Source organism: Niabella ginsenosidivorans, assembly GCF_001654455.1.
GTDB lineage: Bacteria > Bacteroidota > Bacteroidia > Chitinophagales > Chitinophagaceae > Niabella > Niabella ginsenosidivorans.
In genome coordinates, this window is record NZ_CP015772.1 from 3,702,785 (window position 1) to 3,721,933 (window position 19,149).

16 protein-coding genes and 1 pseudogene are annotated in these 19,149 nt (G+C 44.1%); 4 read left to right on the forward strand and 13 right to left on the reverse strand.

The genetic code is table 11. The features are described from left to right. Positions 1-180: 180 nt before the first annotated feature. From A8C56_RS15560 to A8C56_RS15580, 4 genes are all read right to left on the reverse strand, one after another. The gene (locus tag A8C56_RS15560) at positions 181-1,854 is read right to left on the reverse strand and encodes a RagB/SusD family nutrient uptake outer membrane protein (protein WP_067762136.1); all 1,674 of its coding nucleotides are present in this window, start codon (positions 1,852-1,854) and stop codon (positions 181-183) included. 32 nt (positions 1,855-1,886) lie between these two features. Continuing rightward, the gene (locus tag A8C56_RS15565) at positions 1,887-4,952 is read right to left on the reverse strand and encodes a SusC/RagA family TonB-linked outer membrane protein (protein ID WP_084490237.1); all 3,066 of its coding nucleotides are present in this window, start codon (positions 4,950-4,952) and stop codon (positions 1,887-1,889) included. A gap of 513 nt (positions 4,953-5,465) precedes the next feature. Next, positions 5,466-6,116: an endonuclease III gene (gene nth / locus A8C56_RS15575; RefSeq protein ID WP_067757929.1), complete on the reverse strand. Its 651-nt coding sequence runs from the start codon at positions 6,114-6,116 to the stop codon at positions 5,466-5,468. A 209-nt stretch (positions 6,117-6,325) separates the two neighbouring features. Beyond that, positions 6,326-6,589 (reverse strand): hypothetical protein, encoded by a 264-nt coding sequence (locus A8C56_RS15580; protein WP_157098005.1) that lies wholly within the window; start codon positions 6,587-6,589, stop codon positions 6,326-6,328. Positions 6,590-6,824: 235 nt separating this feature from the next. On the opposite strand from A8C56_RS15580, the gene A8C56_RS15585 reads away from it, so the two are divergent. Next, positions 6,825-7,475: a M10 family metallopeptidase domain-containing protein gene (locus A8C56_RS15585; RefSeq protein WP_067757936.1), complete on the forward strand. Its 651-nt coding sequence runs from the start codon at positions 6,825-6,827 to the stop codon at positions 7,473-7,475. Between the two features lie 47 nt (positions 7,476-7,522). On the opposite strand, the gene A8C56_RS15590 is transcribed toward A8C56_RS15585, so the two are convergent. Next, positions 7,523-7,993, reverse strand: coding sequence for a copper resistance protein NlpE (locus A8C56_RS15590; protein WP_084490238.1), 471 nt, complete (start codon positions 7,991-7,993; stop codon positions 7,523-7,525). Positions 7,994-8,040: 47 nt separating this feature from the next. Next, positions 8,041-9,402: a sensor histidine kinase gene (locus A8C56_RS15595; RefSeq protein ID WP_067757942.1), complete on the reverse strand. Its 1,362-nt coding sequence runs from the start codon at positions 9,400-9,402 to the stop codon at positions 8,041-8,043. A 126-nt stretch (positions 9,403-9,528) separates the two neighbouring features. On the opposite strand from A8C56_RS15595, the pseudogene A8C56_RS15600 reads away from it, so the two are divergent. The 3 genes and pseudogenes from A8C56_RS15600 to A8C56_RS15610 all read left to right on the forward strand — a co-directional run bounded on the left by A8C56_RS15600 (position 9,529) and on the right by A8C56_RS15610 (position 11,701). Next, positions 9,529-10,076 (forward strand): annotated as a pseudogene (locus A8C56_RS15600) (YqgE/AlgH family protein). A gap of 81 nt (positions 10,077-10,157) precedes the next feature. Then, on the forward strand, positions 10,158-10,931 hold the full coding sequence (locus tag A8C56_RS15605; protein ID WP_067757945.1) for a DUF4197 domain-containing protein: 774 nt from the start codon (positions 10,158-10,160) through the stop codon (positions 10,929-10,931). A 239-nt stretch (positions 10,932-11,170) separates the two neighbouring features. Further along, entirely contained in the window at positions 11,171-11,701 is a 531-nt protein-coding gene (locus A8C56_RS15610; protein WP_084490239.1) for an RDD family protein, read from the forward strand. Between the two features lie 67 nt (positions 11,702-11,768). Here the strand turns inward: A8C56_RS15610 and A8C56_RS15615 are convergent, their stop codons facing one another. The 7 genes from A8C56_RS15615 to atpD all read right to left on the reverse strand — a co-directional run bounded on the left by A8C56_RS15615 (position 11,769) and on the right by atpD (position 19,101). Next, on the reverse strand, positions 11,769-12,434 hold the full coding sequence (locus A8C56_RS15615) for an outer membrane protein (protein ID WP_067757947.1): 666 nt from the start codon (positions 12,432-12,434) through the stop codon (positions 11,769-11,771). A 9-nt stretch (positions 12,435-12,443) separates the two neighbouring features. Continuing rightward, on the reverse strand, positions 12,444-13,472 hold the full coding sequence (gene porN / locus A8C56_RS15620; RefSeq protein ID WP_067757950.1) for a type IX secretion system ring subunit PorN/GldN: 1,029 nt from the start codon (positions 13,470-13,472) through the stop codon (positions 12,444-12,446). A gap of 140 nt (positions 13,473-13,612) precedes the next feature. After that, positions 13,613-15,127 carry a type IX secretion system motor protein PorM/GldM gene (gene porM / locus A8C56_RS15625; RefSeq protein WP_245645523.1) on the reverse strand — a complete coding sequence of 505 codons (1,515 nt, stop codon included), beginning with the start codon at positions 15,125-15,127 and terminating at the stop codon, positions 13,613-13,615. Positions 15,128-15,168: 41 nt separating this feature from the next. Then, positions 15,169-15,804 (reverse strand): GldL-related protein, encoded by a 636-nt coding sequence (locus A8C56_RS15630; protein WP_067757956.1) that lies wholly within the window; start codon positions 15,802-15,804, stop codon positions 15,169-15,171. Between the two features lie 39 nt (positions 15,805-15,843). Beyond that, on the reverse strand, positions 15,844-17,085 hold the full coding sequence (gene porK / locus A8C56_RS15635) for a T9SS ring complex lipoprotein PorK/GldK (protein ID WP_169818788.1): 1,242 nt from the start codon (positions 17,083-17,085) through the stop codon (positions 15,844-15,846). 185 nt (positions 17,086-17,270) lie between these two features. Then, positions 17,271-17,531, reverse strand: coding sequence for a F0F1 ATP synthase subunit epsilon (locus A8C56_RS15640; RefSeq protein WP_067757962.1), 261 nt, complete (start codon positions 17,529-17,531; stop codon positions 17,271-17,273). 76 nt (positions 17,532-17,607) lie between these two features. Further along, positions 17,608-19,101, reverse strand: coding sequence for a F0F1 ATP synthase subunit beta (atpD, locus tag A8C56_RS15645; protein WP_067757965.1), 1,494 nt, complete (start codon positions 19,099-19,101; stop codon positions 17,608-17,610). Between the last annotated feature and the right edge of the window lie 48 nt (positions 19,102-19,149).

Here is a 19,149-nt window from a genome sequence, read left to right on the forward strand (position 1 = left end):
CAGGTCAAGCTTCGGCATGCAGCCGGGCAAACAATCCTACAAAATCCTTTTTGCAACAAAGCAAATACGCATTAAAAGTAAGCAAATCTGTTTGCTAAAAAAATATTTTTTAAAACCCAAAAAGGCGCATACAAGATTGCATACGCCTTTTTACTTTATTCCTTAAATTATTAAACGGCTCTAGTAGCCCGGATTCTGTTTCAGGTTAGGATTAGCTCCCAGTTGTACGTTGGGTATTGCAAACAATTCCCTGTTATGGTCATTAGTGGGTTTATGATCCCACCACGTAGCTGTAGTAAACCTACCAAACCGGATAAGGTCTTCCCTCCTTTTTCCTTCAAAAATAAATTCACGCCCTCTTTCTGCCAGCAGTGAATCCAATGTAAAATTGGAAACATTGAATTGTGCCTTTGCCCAGTCAGCTTCCTTAAAGGCTCTTTTCCTGGAAGCATTGATCAGGTCTACTGCCTCCTGCGTAGCTTTTCCTCCGTTTTTGCGCATCAATGCTTCTGCCTTATCAAAATAAATTTCGGTCAACCGATAAAGAATGTATTGGTTCTCCCGGTAATTATCATCCTTTTTAAGGCCTTTGGCCGGTATGTCCATGCTATATCCCGGTTTATATTTATTAAAGCGCGCCCCGCTGTTTTCTTCCCCCTCGGTCATACTGCCTTCGCTGGTATGATCACCCTGGCTTTCTTTCCGGATAGAATTTACAAATACAATCGGTTTGCCTTTATATTCGAAAGAGCCAAGAATGGGCTCATTGGTGGCAAGGTTATATTGGGGGCCAAACAAAAACCAGTCTTTCTTGCGCAGGTCATTTTCCGCATATGCATTAAAGGCTGATGGGATCACAACAAACGCGTTCCACCCTGAAAAATCGATCCCCAGTGCGGGCTCCATATAATCATACCCGCTGAAAAAACCGGACCAGTCAAACGTAAATCCTCCTTTCCGACTAAACGCTACCTGAAACAGCGGCTCCGGCGAAAGACTGTTGAGGTTCCCAAAACATGCATCTAAATTCGGCGACAATTTCGGTCCTCCGTTTATACCGCCTGCCTGCCCGGAAATAATTTTATCACAGGCAGCAATGCATTGATCCCACATTGGCTTCCCGATCCATTTTTCAGCATTCAGGTACAATTCGGCCAGCATGGCATAACCGGCAGCCTGGGAAACACGGCCAATCAGATCATTTGAGTAGGGCAAAAGCGTGGGCACATACTGCTCCAGCTCCGACTGTACAAAGGCAAAAATACTATCCCTGGGTTTTGTTGAAGGGTTTTCGATCTGCCCACCTTTGGGAACCGTGGTTGCAACAGGCACATTCCCCCACAGATCCATTGCCTTCATATAATGAAAAGCACGTAATACGTGCAGCTCTGAAACAGCCCCTGTCAGCTCTCTTTGAGACATGCCGACTGCAGCAGTGTCCAATTGTGAAACATCTTCCAATGCTGAATTTACAAAGCCGATACCCGTCCAGATCAGCTTCCAGCAATCCAGCATCCGGTTCTCATCTGCCGTCCAAGTGTGATAATGCAATCGTATATGATCACCACCATCATAACCATTTACGCCTTTTTGCGGCCAGGCCAGCTGGTCTGCTGCTAATTCTGAGTTATAATAATATCCATTTTGCCCTGTAGGAGCCATCCATGCCTGCATGTGCGTATAAGGGCGCAACACTGCTTCCAGCACATCCCTGCGGTTTTTGTAAAACTGATTCATCTGCACACTGCTGTATGTAGTTTCATCGAGCTTGGTGCATCCGTTCATCAGTAAAAATACCATGATGATGAAACTGGCAGTTATTCCCTGAATTGTTATGTTATATTTATTTTTCATTTTAAGCTCATTTAAAAAAACACCCTTATGAATTAAAAGCTGATATTTAAACCCAGTGTCCATGAACGGGTACGTGGATAAAAGCCCCGGTTATCGATCCCGGTGGTAAACCCGGTGTCTTCCAGCTCCGGATCCAGTCCCGAATACTTTGTAAATGTGGCCAGGTTCCTGCCGGTTGCGTAGATATACAGTCTTTTTACCCAATCTGTTTTAAACCTGAAATTATAGCCCAGAGTTACATTATCCAGCTTTACAAAATCGCCCTTTTCCAGGTAGTAATCCGAATACTGGGGATCATCATTAATGCCGTTATATTTGCCAATAGCCGATTCCAGCACATTATTGGGCAGCCATTTTTTATTTCCGAAATAGAGATCCGGTGTATTCAGAATATCAAATTTGAATTTTCCTCTGAAAAAGATGGTCAGGTCAAATCCCTTATAAGAAAAACGATTACTTAAAGCAGCCATATACTTGGGCACTCCATTGCCGATCACTGTAAGATCACCGGCATTCATATCCGCCGTTCCGCCAATACTTCCGTCTGCTTTATAAAACTGCCACTCCCCATCTGAAGTAAATCCGGCAAAGCGTTTTCCATAAAAGTCCCCGATCATACTTCCTTCTTTAATCCGGATCGCATTTCCTAAATTACCCGGGGAAGGCAAGCCGCCAAATTCAAGATAATTGGCTTTAAACTGATCATTGGAAAGCCTGGTAAGCCTGTTAAAATTGGAACTACCGGTAAACGTTACGTTCCATTTAAAATCTTTTTTATCCAGAGCCAGCGCGCTGATCATCAGCTCTACTCCCTTACTGGATACAGCGCCCACATTTGACCACATATCCGGCTGGGTAAATGGTGGCTGGGGCACATTGTACTGATAAAGCAGGTCTGATGTTTTACGGCTGTAAACATCCAGCGAACCATTGATGCGGTTATTCAGCAGTCCATAATCCAGACCAAAGTTCAGTTCTGCTTTTTTCTCCCATTTCAGATTGGGGTTCACATTCCGTTCCGGGCCATAGGTTTGAAAGTACATACCGTCCTGCGGATATACGCCCCCGGTAGACAATGTATATAAGGACTGATAGTTATCAATCCCCTGGTTCCCTGTAACTCCATAACCTACTCTTAATTTTAAATTACTGATGGCAGGTATGGCTTTCATAAAATCCTCGTTGGATATCGTCCAGCCGGCCGAAACAGCCGGGAAATTTCCCCATTTATTATTTGCTCCAAAACGGGATGATCCTTCGTGCCGTAAAATACCCTGTAAAAAATATTTGTTGTCAAATGAATAATTCACCCTGCCGAAAAATGCAACCAGGGTGTTGTCTTCTTTATGACTGCCCAGCCCGGGTCTTGGCAGGTCGGTATTGTTGATTGCAGATCCGGCGCCCATGTTCCAGTCCTGGTAGGCATCTGTTGAAAAACCGTTATTGGTAAGGTAATTGTATTCAAAAGTTGAGTACTGATAACTGTACCCGGCCAGGGCTTCAATTTTATGCCTATCCGCAAACGTGGTGTTATAATTCAATGTTCCTTCCAGGGTTTTGGACCAATCCAGCCAGTTCGACTTTGATGCATAAGACATTCCCTTATACTGGCTTTGAGGCCGTTGATCCCAGTCCTGCGAGGACCGGAAATAGCGGTCTGTGTACATATTCCGCTGATAGGATCCGAAAACGGAGCCAGACAGTCCTTTTACAATTTTTACCGTTACTTTGGCATCCCCGGAAAAGGTCTGCTGATCCCGTTCCATTGTACGATATGCCAGTCTTGATAAAGGGTTAAACATATTAAATCCTTCCAATTGTGTGAAGGATCCATCCGGCTGGTATAAGGAAGCTGTCGGGTTCCATTGCACTGCCTGCTCAAAATTGCTGAGGGCATCCGGCTTGTCCGGCTCCCAGTCGGCGGCTCCGCCTCCCATAAGATTTGCCTTATTGATATTGGTGGCAATATTCATTTGTAATGTCAACCGGTCTTTTAACCCTGTTTGATTAAAATTAATACGGCCTCCAAATTCTTTGCGGTCATTATCTTTTGCGATCCCTTCTAATGTATTTGAATAAACAGAGCCGCGGTAGTTTGCTTTTGCAGTACCGCCGGATGCTGCCAGCGTATAATACTGGCTCAGATTGTTTTTATTGATCAGTGCATCATACAGGTCTGCATTGCCGCCAAAATCGTACTGGTCGGAGATCTTTCCCTGTTTGATCAGATCCCGGAACTGTGCCGCGCTCAACGAATGCGGCCGTTTATCTACAAACTCCCTTTGCACGTAGCTTCCGAATTCAAAGGTCGGGTCTCCGGATTTTCCTTTTTTTGTGGTGATCAGGATCACACCGCCATTGGCCCTTGTACCATAAATTGCGGCAGCAGAACCGTCTTTTAAGATGTCCATCGATTCAATGTCATTCTGCTGGATCAGGTCCAGATTGCCCCCGGGAATTCCGTCAACTACAATCAACGGCGGCACGCTGCCTTTTAATGTGGTAATACCTCTTAGCTGGATAGAAGTAGCTGCATTGGGGTTACTGCCCTGCGTCTGATTAATAGTTAATCCTGCTACTTTACCCTGAATAAGATCCAGCGGGTTCACCACCCCACCTTTGTTAAAGTCCTCCGCTTTTACACTTGCAATTGCTGAAGTGATCTCTTTTTTCTTTTGAGTGCCATAGCCCACTACTACCACTTCATCCAGACTGGAAGCTGCTGATGCCTGCAATACAATAGTGCCCAGATCCGTACGGTTATTCAGGGGCATTTCCTTATCAGTATAACCAACTGAACTGAAAACCAGGGTGCCCTTGGAATTTGAAACATTAATACTAAACGCGCCCTTTTCATCGGTAGTGGCAGCAACCGTTGTTCCCTTTTCCTGTACAGTTACATTCGGCAGCGGCTCTCCTTTTTCATTAGTGACCTTGCCTGTTATTGTTGTTTTCGTTTGCAGAAAAGCAACAGCAGGCAAATTACGGCCCTGCACCACAGGGATAAAGAATAATGCCAGAAGAAAGGCAAAAAAGCAACTTCTCACGCTCTTACAGCAACCAGGCGTTACAGCAGGCAACAGATTACAAATTCTCATATATACTAAAAATTGATTTAGAGATCAACAGGGCATTTGCAAAAACGTTTTTGCAAACATCACACAACCGGCTTTATAATATAATACATTTCCATACTCCATTTTATGTTAAACATGCAAAGCAATAACATTCCGGAAAGCTGCGCCGGAAACCTGCAAGAGTTATCTGCGGAAGGTATGGCAACACCTTACTTCTTCCATACCCCTTTTGCTGATACCCAACAGGTACCAGCCAGATGCTATCTGAAAAAAACCATGAAAGCACCTGTTAAACCCTTACAAAAATTCTAATATGTTTTCAAATAAATAGCACTAATCATTTAAGACATAACAAGCTTAAATTAAATATGATTTTTTCAAATCTATAAAGCTATGATTTGACCTTGCACATACTGCCTGTAATCCAAACACCTGTTTACAGGTAGCAAACAAATATTGCTGTTTGCCAAATTATCAATACTTAAACGTTAAAATAGAGGAAATATTATCTCCTGTAAAAAAATAAACCTTATTTTATTTTTTATTCAGCAGATTCTGAAAATAAATACATACCTGCTGCAGACCGCACTCCCAGCATTTGGGATTTCTTGCAAGACAAACATAACGGCCGTGCAGGATTAACCAGTGATGTGCTTTATGAATGAGTTCAGGTTTTAAATTTTTTACCAGCTCTTTTTCTACCGCTAATGGTGTTGTTAATTTCTGCGGTACAAGGCCCAGGCGTTTACTAACTCTGAAAACATGCGTGTCAACAGCCATATTCGGCTGCTGGTCAATAACAGAGGTAATAACATTGGCTGTTTTCCGGCCCACGCCGGGTAAGGTGATCAGTTCCGGCACTGTCATTGGAATCTTCCCGTTAAAATCAGTTACCACTTTTTGTGCCATCCCGATCAAATGTTTTGTTTTATTATTAGGATAGGAAATACTTTTAATAAGAGGGAACAGCTCATTAAATGCGGCCTTGCTTAAAGCACGTATATCAGGATATTTTTCAAAAATGAATGGAGTGGTCATGTTTACCCTCTTATCTGTACACTGGGCAGAAAGGATCACTGCCACCAGTAGCTGGTAAGGATTATCATAGACCAGTTCTGTTTCCGCATCGGGCATATGCTCCTCGAAATAATGAATTACAAAATCATACCGCTCTTTCTTTGTCATAAAACAAACCTACGTAAATTTTAGCGGGTTTGGGAATGCTTTCAATAGTCCATGGTCCATAGTCACGGTCGATAGTTTATCTGCTGTAAGTACCGGTATTGTTATTGCCGGATACTGATTATGGAAGTTATTTTTCGTTTTGCGGGATGGGTTCCTGCTTCTAAGCGGACCCCCCACCCAGGCGGGGGAACTGAGGCTATTTTTTAATGTCAATCAAATTTCAGTTCTGCAGCCATCCGTTCGGATCCTAATGTATGTAAGGCATCCTCAATCTTTTTCTTAGCAGCAGGTCGTGGCTTACGGTGTCTGGTTGAATAATGTTGTAATTGCCGCTGGTTAATACCAGTAAGTCGCTCAAAGGCAGAATTTGTGAAAATCCCTTTGTAATAGTTCAGCAGGCTTTGCATATCAAACCTATAAGTTAGTTTATATCTTCCGGGCTTCAGATTCCCCAATTCTTTCTGTATTTCCACACTTGACGTTCCTTTTACATTTAAAATTTCTTATTTCTTATTTTACATTTCCCTGCGGCCCACTGGTTTATGGTTCATAGTTCATGATCGATAGCTTATCTGCTGTAAGTATCTGTATGGTTGATGCTGGATACTTGTTTCCGGATACAGGCTTTCATTTTTCACTATTCACTTCTAACCCTTTCATCTCTCGGTCCTCCTACTAACTCTTTGAAAAAACAGCTAACTTCATTGTATGGGAACCATAGAACTTGATAAGGATACCCTGCTTATTTCGTCACATATTATCACTTATGGTAATGCTGCAACTGCTGCTATTACTGAACAGATAAGGAATGAAATAGAAACTATGTGGAATGAGCCGGAAGGCGCCGTGCTTGTAAAAAGAAAGGAGTACAGGGTGCAGTTTAAGATAACAGCAGCCTGTATGCCGCAAATAGCCCCGGAAGAAATACTGGCTAACGACAGCCCTCTTAACAATTATTTCAGGATTGAGGAGTATGTGCACGGAAATATTTCTTTTGTAGATGGCCTGGGATGTAATACCGGCTATTTTAAACTGGAAAACTTATACCCCGGCTCTACTACTGCGGCACATGAGTACGGACATACCCTGGGACTGGAGCACCCGTCGGATATAGATTACCGGGGAAAAGGCGTTCCTGGCATCATGTATCCGAGAGGCACTCTGGTGGATGCCATGTATCAATATGATCCGGATAAGCCGGCCGGAGTAACGGGAGGCACCATGCACCCCATGTACCGGAAAGTAAGAAAAGAAGATATCCGGCTCCTAAGAATGGACCGGCTTGATTATAAAAACGGGGTTGCCATTATTGGTGATTTCAGCAGCATATGGCATCCTGTTCATGAGGAGCGCTCCTGATCATATGCCATCCATAAACTACCGGATAGCCCGCCGGCAACTATTATTCAGTTCTTCATCAATATATAATGATCCGCCACATCGCTGTTAATGGGGTTGCCATTCATATCCAGCTGTGTTAATGAATTAGGGCTGATGGTATAGATGATGGGGCGCTCCACGCCCGCACCATCCAGTTTCAGGTACAACCGGTTGTCTTTTACTTCGTATTTACCTTTATTGATAAAAGAGTCGAGGGGCTGTGTACCTTTATAAAACTCTTTCATCAGAAATGAATGATCCCTGTACAGGGTAATCGAAGTTTCGATCCCTTCACAACTCGCACAAGGCAGCATTCCCGTATAGGTGCCTTCCAGCTTTTCCATGCTGATCCCGGGTTTTACAGTAGAATCAATAGTAGCGTCCGGTGAATAAGCATAGACCGAATTGCCGGAACCATCCTTTGTTGCTGAGGAATCACGACCACCGCACCCGATCAGCATGAATATCAAAAGCGGAAAAATTTTTTTTATAACCATCCGGTCAGTTATTTTTTATCAGAATAAATCTCCTGTGATGCCGTAACTCAGCCTTTATCTCCCGTATCCAGCGGAAATTCCAGAACAAAAGTACTTCCTTTGCCCAGGGTGCTTTCTACCTTAATAGATCCTCCATGAGACTGGGTTACAGATTTTACATAGTTCAATCCCAGCCCGAAACCTTTTACATTATGCAGGTTCCCGGTATGGGCACGATAGAATTTTTCAAACACCCGTTTCTGGGTTTCTTTGCTCATGCCAATGCCATTATCTTCAAACCGCAGTATGAGCCGGCCATTGATATTTTGCGAAGTTATTTTTAAAAGTATAGGCACATGATCCTTAGAGTACTTTACGGCATTATCTACCAGGTTATTTACAAGATTGGTAAAATGCACTTCATCTGCTCTTATCAGGTCATTGGATGCGTTCAGGCTTAGTTCTGCCTTCCCGTTCTTTTCCTGCAACTGCAACAAAAATTTATCAACGATCAGCTTTATTATTTCATGAACATGCAGCGGGCCCTTATCCAGCTCCACTTCCTGCTTTTCAAACTGAGACGCTTTTAAAATGGCCTCTACCTGTTTGTTCATCCGCTGGTTCTCTTCCTTTATAATCCCGCTGAAATAGGACATTTTTGTTTTATCAGACAGCACTTTTTCATTCTTCAGGGCATCTACTGCAAGGGATATGGTGGCAATAGGTGTTTTAAATTCGTGCGTCATATTATTGATAAAATCATTCTTTATTTCACCCAGCTTCTTCTGACGCAGCATGGTATAAACGGTAACGAAAAAGGCCGCTATGATCACTAAGGTAAACAGAATGGCCAGCAGGATGCTCCCTGTCAGTGATTTCATAACGATCTTCTTATAATTAAGCGCTATAACGCTCAAAGACTCATCCTGAGACAGGTTTTCAAATGTAGAGCCGCTGGGAACGGCGATCAATGCCAACCCGGGTGAATAATTGTGTATGGTATCCTGGCTTGCCTGTTTGTATCCCGGCGATTGCGTTTCCACCGGGTCTTTTGGCATGGAAGTGTTCAGGATCAATGCAAATTCAAAGTTCAGCTCTTCCAGCCCCGAATTATTAAACGAACGCCGGATCTTTTTATAAAGCGAATCCTGGTTCATTTTTGCAAACAGGGTATTTAATCTGCTCATTTCATGTAATCCCCTGTTAAAAAGCAGGAGATTATTGTCGTAGAAGCCGGAATACGGTGTGGCATACTGAGCTTTATACTGGATCAATTCAAGTGCTACGGATTTGATGGCGTTATCAATCTTCTGACGCACCTGGTCTTCCCTCAGAATGACATTATTCTTTAGCCAGGAAACCTGTAACAAAATAATGCCTAAAAGAGACAGGGTAATTAAAACAGTTATCAGTACAAATAGCTTTTTCACAAAAAAATTTCAGACTAAGTATAGCAAATATAACCATAGCCGGCCAACCGTAAAAACGCATTCCTTCTTAACTTTATATTTAACTTGCTTTTATAGGAGCAATTATTTTAGTTATATATTTGAGTTATGGAACCTGCAAATGGAACTTTTTTAATAGCCAACCCGCATTTAGACGATCCAAACTTTGTAAGAACCGTTGTTTTTTTATGTGAACATGACGCAGAAGGCAGCCTGGGCTTTGTAATGAACCGGAAAACCGGCCAGACAATCGGCGACCTGATCCCCGAAATGGAGGGACAGGATTTTCCCGTATATGAGGGCGGGCCGGTTGGGTTGGACAGCATTCATTTTCTGCACCAGTATCCGGAGGAAATCCCCGGGGAAAGGAGGTTACGGACGGCATTTACTGGGGGGGCGATTTTCATACACTGGTCGCGCTAATGGCCGATGGTAAAATTGAAGCAGCCAAAGTACGCTTCTTCCTTGGCTACAGCGGTTGGGATGGAGGCCAGCTTGATATGGAAATGGAACAAAAGACCTGGATTGTAACAAAGGCCACCCGCAACTTTGTTTTCAACAATAATGAAAGAGAGCTCTGGAAAAGCATTCTGCAGCATTTGGGTGGCGATTACCAGCTGATCATCAACGCTCCTATTGATCCTCGGTTAAATTAGGTTCAGCCCTGAAGACCGATCGCTATCGGAATTGATCGATCGCTGATTACTTTATATTTATAATTTATTTAAAATTTTTACATGATAAAACGTTTATTCTTTTCAATAGTCCTTGCTGCCTCCCTGTTTTTTTCCGGTTGCGACACGCTACAATCCGTAGGGGGCGGCTTATCACAGCTGCAAATGGCCGCGGGATTGCGGGAAGCCTTAACACAGGGCCTTTTCAGCGGGTTCGATGCTTTTGCCAACCCCAATCAGGGCAATCCGTTAGTACGCTTTGCTTTTCCCGGTGACGCCGCCAAAATTGAAAAAACGCTGCGGGACCTGGGCCTCTCGTCTGTTGTTAATCAGATGACCTCAAAATTTACCAATGCTATGGGACAGGCTGTGCTGGAGGCTAAGCCGGTTTTTCTGAATGCTGTAAAGAACATGAGCATTACAGACGCCGCTTCCCTGCTGCTGACCAATAATCACCATGCTGCTACCGATTATTTTAAAACGCAGATGAGCCCGGACCTCATGACGCGGTTCCGCCCTATTGTGGATAATACGGTAAAAACCAGCGGTGCCGATAAAGATTATCAAACCATTGCCAGGGCTTACAATGCCGTTCCTTTCCTGAGCAAAAAGCTGGAGCCGGACCTGAACCAGTTTATTGCAGGGCGCGCTATTGATGCAATGTTCCTGTATGTTGCTAATGAAGAGGAAAAAATACGAACCAACCTTTCCTTTAGAAAAACGGCTTTATTGAAAACGGTTTTTGGCTATGCCGACCAGCAACTGCGCAACAAGGGTACAGCCATCATCAGTGACCCATCAGGCTTCGCCCGCTATCCCGCAATGGCCCGCTTTTAATAAAAGATTTCCTGCATTGAATACCCCGGCTGTTTTACTGTAACGCAATCCTGTAAAGCGGAAAGGGGTTACTGTCACCGGAGATTTACTGCCCTTCCGCTTCCGGATGAGATCTCAAGGAGCTTGTATTTCAAAAAATTTAAATTCAATGCTTTTATTTGAGCCTCCTGAAATTATTTATATCTTTAAAGGTATATTCTTATAAAACCCGATTATCTAAACTTTAAAATTGTAAACTTATGAGTGATCCAAACTACGGTTATTCCGGTAGCCAGGCAGGTTTTCCGGGGCAGAGCGATTCTGATCTGTTCAACGAACCGTTATTACCTGCTCAGTACGGTAGTTTCTGGGAACGGTTAGGCGCTTATATTATTGATGCTATTGTTGTAGGAATCCCTACAAACATTATTGCCTCCGTTTTAGGATTGGGGGCTACTATGCGCTCAATAGATCCGGCAACAGGTGCTGTAAGCGAAGGTTTCTGGGCTATGTATTCATCATTCCTTTTAGTATCCATAGCCATTTCCTGGCTCTATTTTGCATTGATGGAATCCAGCGAAAAACAGGCTACCCTGGGAAAAATGGCGCTGCGGTTAAAAGTAACCGATATGAACGGCCAGCGGATTTCTTTTCTGAACGCTACCGGCCGCTATTTTGCCAAGGTGCTGTCCGGGCTCATTCTGCTGATAGGATACCTGATGGTATTGTGGGATGATAAAAGACAGGCGCTGCATGATAAATTAGCAGGCACACTGGTTGTAAAAAAATAATACTGAAATCCTTATAAAAAAGCCGGGCATGTAACCCGGTTTTTTTATGGGATGCCCCGGAAATTATTTACCAGAGCTGGTTGGTCTTCTGTAAGGAATAAGAGAAACCAAGCGCCAGCGAGTAATATTTATTGGGATTATTTACATTTTCCCCTGTATGATTGTCAAGGTTTTTGGACAGGAACCGTACATTGCCCTCCAGAAACAACCGGCCCCGGTTGCTGACCTTGTATTTGACGCCGCCCCCGACAGGAAGCACAAAGCCCAGTTCGTCTGAAGCACTTTTAGAACCATTGGTGGCTGTATAGTTAAACAGCCGGTACCCTCCTACTCCTGCAATAACATAGGGCGACCATTTGGTTACAGCGTCATTTAAAAAATCATATTGGGCTTTGGCTGTTGCTTCAAAGATATTGGTCTTAAATGACCCTTTTGCCGCCGCAGTATTGCGATCCAGATTATCACCCTTCATTTGTCCAAAAAGCAGTTCTCCTCTTACATACAGCTGGGAAGGTAAAATAATATTATGATCATAAAACGCAGACACTGCGTAAGAAGTGTGTGTACCCAAAGGCGTTTCTATGCTATACCGGCCTGCATATCCCAGAGCGCCCGCGGTAATTCCAATGTCGCTTTTCCGGCTGACATAATCCTTTTTTTTATGATCCTGGGCACTTGCAAAAAAACAGGCACCGGCAAACCCGACTGAAAGAAGAATGTATTTTATTTTCATATCTTATATTTATTTGCCCCACATACGTCTGCTTAAATTATTCAGTTGCTGCTGAATTTCCATTGCATGAGCGTCTGTAAGCGGGTTTTCATTAAATCCGTTCTCCGCATCCAAAGATGACTTGGTAACCTTACTATCAAACAACCGGTTCTCAAATACTTCCTCCCAGGTGATCCGGCCACCCATATCAAGCGGGTTTACAATGTTATTTCGTACCAGTGTTTTTCTTAAATCCGGATAATAGATCCAGAACAAGGCATGTTCGCTGTTTGCCACCGTATATCCGTCTGAAGTGGTATAGGAAGAAAGCGGTGCTATTCCCAGAATACGGATATAGGTTTTGCCATCCCTCTTGTTAAACACCCATTCTTCTTTAATCCTGAATTTGTAAATGGAGTCGCCGGATACTTCCCGGTTCCGTACCTGGTATCCTACAATATTACCTTCCATATCATATTTGGCAGAAGTATCTTTTCCACCTCCAAAAGTAGCCATCACTTCCTCATAGCTGATGGGTGTGGTAAAACGATCGTCAATGTTGCTGAACGCCTGCACACTGTCTTCCCTTATCGCTTTAAGCATAATATTGATCAACCGTGAATTATCTTCCCCGTCAATTGCCTTATTAAAAAAGTAGCGGGCATTTTTCTTTGTTCTTGCATCAATGGTACGCCATACCCTTACCCTGTAAAGCGCATCAGAGGCATACAGGGCCGTGTAAGGCAGCGGCGTTGCCGTACTGTCAGACATATCATCTTCAAGGATATTGTCCTTGCGCAGCGATTTTGAGGCAGTGCCAAACAAGCCGCCGGTCAGTGAGTCCTCCACCACTTCCACGGGTAAATTCATTTGTGTGGTATCCACAACAGGCGCAGTATTTGCCGGCTGATCGGCTGAAGTTTTTTTCTGCGCATCAGACCGGGCAGGTTTTTTATTATAGGAAGATACGGGCGTATCATAGGCACTGTGCTGTGCCCATCCTGTTTCTGATAAGAAACCAGTCATTAAAAGAAGCGCTATTAAAAATTTCAATTTCATCCGTATATGTTTTTTAGCGGCCGGGCAGAACTTCAGATGATGCAACTGTTCACACTGTTTAACAAAATAAATGACCTTTTTATCCTTCCTGTTCCTTGATTTTTATTCTTTCCTGCCAGTAATTGTTGTTATAAAATAGATTAATATAAATTAAACGCAATAGGCGCCAGTGTTCTTGTACCACCGGGGCCCACTGCTCTGATTTCATCAATAGTAATCGTGCTGCCGGGCTGCGCTCTTTCAATCAGCGACCGGGCTGCTGAAAAAGAATTCCCGGAGACGGCTTTGTGCATAAATTCGGGGTAGCCTGCGCCCGCGAAAGTGATCGTATAACTGGACACAGTGAATTTTACGCCTTCAAACACAAAATTTTCCAGCTCTGCCCTTACCCCTGCCTGGGCTTTAAAGTCATTTACGCGCATACGGCCGCCTTTACTGGCGCCCACCATTGCCGTTGGAGCCGGCACTGATTTTACACGGAATTCAAAATGGCTCGTTTGCTTACCATCATTCACCACAACGGTTGCTGTACCAGGAGTGGTAACTCTTGCGGTGTATTTTCCACGTGATCCGGAAATGCTTCCCTGGCTGATGGATACCCGCAATTGATCGGCGCTGGTACCGCTGCCCCCTCCTATAGAGATAGGGTTGTCTAATCCAACATACAGCACTTTTACTGCATCTGCGCTAACGGTTAAACCGGTAGGTGATGCCACTGTATAACTGATATCTCTTGTAACAGTGGAAGTGGTTCCATCCGGCTTTACAAAGGAGATCATTACTTTTTTGGAATAAGTGCCCGGGCCGCCGGCAACCGTTTTATATTCAGCAAGCCCATTGCTGTTTAACGGAACAGGCGTACCATCAATAGTTACGGTAGGCTTTGCATTTTTACTAAAAGCGCCCACACCTGCTGTAATATTAAATTCCTGCCCCGGCAGCAGGTATTGTGCATTGGCCGTAGCCAGCGCCTGAAACTCATCATACACCACTTTTACCGCACCGATCTTATTATGGCAGAATTCTACTACCTGCGACTCTGCGTTCTTTACGTCATTCTGAAATTTAGAAAGGATCGTAATGGCCGCTACAGACGGCGTGCTTCTGAAATAGGCGGCGGACCAGGTTCTGTTATTGCTGTTCTTAACCTTTGGCATAGACAGATCCAGCGGCAGCGTGTTCTGAAATTCGGTATTAATCTCCGGGTCCAGCGCTAATAATGCCGATTTGTAATCTGTTAATCTTTTATGCAGCTCCTCCCCATTCTTTTTATCAACCATCAGGTGGGTAGGCACATCCAGGTTGCTCTCTTTATACGCCCCGGTTTTACTGTTGAGCCCTGAAGCCTCTTTGATCTGTGTTTTTAAGCTTTCAATATAGCCGGATATTTCATCAGAGAGTTGTTTGGCCCTTTCTGCCTTAGGCGCCCATATACGGGCCAGTTCCTGCGTTTTGGGATCATTGGCTTTTTCTGTAAGGGAGGCAAAAATGGTCTGTGTTTTTTTATCTATTGTTTCATTGGCATTGGTTAAGCTTTTATCAATTGTTTTAAAAGCATTCAGTACCTCAGATGATACATTCAGCGCCAGCAATGCTGTAAGCACCAAATACATCAGGTTGATCATTTTCTGTCTCGGCTCTCTTGGTAAAGCCATAATACAATTACTTTATTTAATGATGTTAAAGTAGTACAATACTATCCATTCCTCATTTGCATGGCAGCAATCATGCCGCTATACAGCTGATTCAGCTTTGCAAGATTCGTTGAAAGATCAGCTATCTGCTTTTGGGTGTTCTTTGCATCTTCTGCACTGTTTACCAAAGCTTCTGAAGTTTCCGCCAGCTTTTTATAATACGTGTTCATCTGATTGATGGAAACAGAGGCCTGTTTGATCTGCCGGGAATATTCTTCTGTGTCAATGACACTTTCAGAAGCACTGCTGATCTTATTAATATTTGCCTCAAGGCTTTTAAAGCCATTGCTCAGCCGGTCTAAATTTTCCGGTGTTATATCTGCGGCTTTCAGCATTTCATCAACAGATACCAGGGCACTGTCCTTTGCCATTGTCTGCTTCCCCACAACGGCCTCTTCGGCTCCTGCCGGGTTGCCCATTTCATCCACCTTCTGCGGGGGCTTGAACATATACATTAAACCAAAGCTCAGGAATACCAGCACTTCCGTATATAAACCTACCTGCAGCCAGACGTTGGGGTCTCCAAAAGGTGCTGTTCCTGTTAATTTGAACAAAACACCCAATAATACCGGAACGGCGCCCAGGGAATAAAAAATTTCCAGGTAGCGGTCTATAGGACGAACTTTCTCAGCGGACATATCTTCTGTTTTATAAATAAAAAATTGATGAATAAACTACTATTCGGGCAAATTGATCACTATACGGAACCCGAGATAGGAATGGGAAGCATCCATATCTTCAAATTCCCTGTTTTCAGTGGTCATAAACGTAGGCGTATCTTTCCAGCTTCCCCCTCTTATAACTTTCCTTCTCTGGGATTTTGATTCCGATTCAGGAGTTCCCCACTGGATATCAGGATTGAACCGGTTCTGAAAATTCTCTCCCCCTTCATAGTAGGAGGTTGTGGTCCATTCAGAAACATTATCTGCAAGGTCATAAAGACCATAAGCTCCTTTTTTGGCGCCCCTCACATACACAGGAAATATTTTTCCTTCACCGGGAATGGCCACTTTTGTATTTTCTGCAATCTGATCGTCTGCTCCTGCCCCTTTTGCCAGAGTATCCGCCTCTTTTTTAGGAGCATTTCTTGCATTCAGGCTGGCAGCATATTCCCATTCCGCCTCTGTTGGCAGCCTGGCCTTTCCACCGGCATTGCCCGCTTTTCTTTTCTGTTTTTCAAGGATCTTATGTTTTGTCAGCCAATCGCAAAAGGCGCTTGCCTGTTTCCAGCTGACCCCTACAACCGGGTAATTCTGGTATTTGGGGCTGCTGAAATAGTTAACGGCCATCTGTTCATTATTAGAGTAGCCAAAATCGCGCATCCAGGCTAACGTATCAGGATAAACCTGTACGGTATACCGGTACATAAAATCACTGGCATCCCGTCCTTTATTCACCTTCTTTGCGGCTTCCTGGTAATTAAATCCTTCCATGGCGTACACCAGTTTATCCGGATCCAGCATCCTCCTGGCACTGATCGTTTTAGAAGGGTTCAGCACCAGGTCTCCCAATTGAGCCAGCAGGGCAGGGTCTGCATAATTAATTTTTGCAACAGCCTTCCAGTTAATAGTGGTATCATTCCCTGCTATGCTCACATACTGGCCGCCCAGCTTTTTAGCTACGATGGAGTCCCGCACCCAATTCACAAATTCATGATACTGGGCATTGGTGATCTCTGTGGTTGACATATAAAAGCCGCTGATCAATACCGGTCTTTGCTGATTCTGGCTGGTGGAAGAAGTAGAATCTCCATGATTGTTCATTATAAAAGTGCCTGCAGGAATCTCCACTACAGACAAAGGCATGGTAGCGCCAACCTCCGATTTTTTACCAATAACTTTACTTAAATTAATGCTTTTCTGAGCGTACGAATAACAGCATAATAGGGATACACCAAAAGTCAGAAGAATATTCTTCATTAGAAATTTTAGGTTTAAAAAACATTTCATTCACAAAATGTCTGCCAAATTAAGGCTAAATAAACCTCTTTTGCTCAAAAAAGCAACTTTTTTTGACAATTTCAAAAAGACAGGCAATGCACAGACATAATAAACCTATGCCTTTCAGGCAGGTAAAGAATACGCAGAAAGAGAAAAACGGGGGTCTACAGGGGTTGAGCGCCTTCGATCAGTACAGTTGTTTTGTTGTTCAGCACTTCAGCAAAACCACCCTGGATCTGGAAGAAAACAGCGTCACCGTTCAGGCGGTCTTTCAGGATCTTTAACCGGCCCTGCTGCAAAGCAGCGATCATAGGGGCATGCTTATCCAGCACCTCAAAAGAACCGGAAATGCCAGGCATCTGCACGCCGTAAACATCACCGCTGTAGATTTTTTTTCGGGGGTTAATATTTCTAATTGCATACAATCTGAAAATTTGAAAATTTGAAAATTGATAATGAAAATATGCCCTTTTTAAATCAGCACATCTTCAAATTTTCAAATTAAGCCTGTGCTAATAATTTCTTTCCTTTTTCAATAGCATCATCAATATTTCCAACAAGGTTGAAGGCAGCCTCAGGATATTCATCTACCTCACCGTCCATGATCATATTAAAGCCACGGATGGTTTCATCAATCGGCACCAGCACACCTTTTAGCCCGGTAAAGGCTTCTGCCACGTGGAAAGGCTGGGAAAGGAACCGTTGCACCTTACGGGCGCGGGATACGGTCTGTTTGTCTTCATCGCTCAATTCATCCATACCCAGGATGGCGATGATATCCTGCAGTTCCTTATAGCGTTGTAAAATTCTTTTTACCCGGTTTGCGCATTCGTAGTGCGCATTGCCTACTACCTGTGGCATCAGAATACGTGATGTGGAATCCAGAGGGTCTACCGCAGGATAGATACCCAGGTCGGCAATTTTACGGCTCAGTACGGTAGTCGCATCCAGGTGCGCAAACGTAGTAGCCGGCGCCGGGTCAGTAAGGTCATCCGCAGGTACGTAAACCGCCTGTACTGAAGTGATAGAACCATTTTTGGTTGAGGTAATGCGCTCCTGCATCAATCCCATTTCTGTAGCCAGCGTAGGCTGGTATCCTACCGCAGAAGGCATACGGCCTAAAAGCGCAGATACCTCGGAGCCCGCCTGGGTAAAACGGAAGATATTGTCAACGAAAAATAAGATATCACGTCCTTTTCCTTCCTCATCCCCGTCGCGGAAATATTCGGCAATGGTTAAACCGCTCAGGGCCACACGGGCACGGGCTCCCGGAGGTTCGTTCATCTGACCAAACACAAAAGTAGCTTTGGAATCAGAAAGCTCTTCCCTGTTCACTTTGCTCAGGTCCCAGCCGCCTTCTTCCATACTGTGCTTAAAGGCCTCACCGTATTTCATAATGCCGGCTTCGATCATTTCCCGCATCAGGTCGTTCCCCTCACGGGTACGTTCTCCCACACCTGCAAATACAGACAAACCGGAATAAGCTTTGGCAATGTTGTTGATCAGCTCCTGGATCAATACGGTTTTACCAACACCCGCACCGCCAAACAGCCCGATCTTTCCTCCTTTTGCATAAGGTTCAATCAGGTCGATCACTTTAATACCTGTAAACAATACTTCGGTAGCCGTGCTCAGGTTCTCAAAAGCCGGAGGCAGGGCATGAATGGGGCGGCCATTTTCTTTTGAAACAGCCGGCAACCCGTCAATAGGATCGCCCGTTACATTAAACAAACGGCCTTTAATGGCATCACCGGTAGGCATGGTTATGGCTTTTCCGGTATCACGCACTTCAGTGCCCCGTACCAGACCCTCCGTTCCGTCCATTGCAATGGTACGAACACTGTCCTCCCCGAGGTGCTGCTGCACCTCCAGCACTAAAACATCTCCATTTTCCCTGGTGAGTTCCAATGCGTTATAGATCTCAGGAAGATCGCCATCAAACTGTACGTCGATAACCGCACCAATAACTTGTTTTATTTTACCTACGTTTGCCATATGAGATATTGAAATAAGGTTTTATTTGAGGCTGCAAAAGTAAGGTTT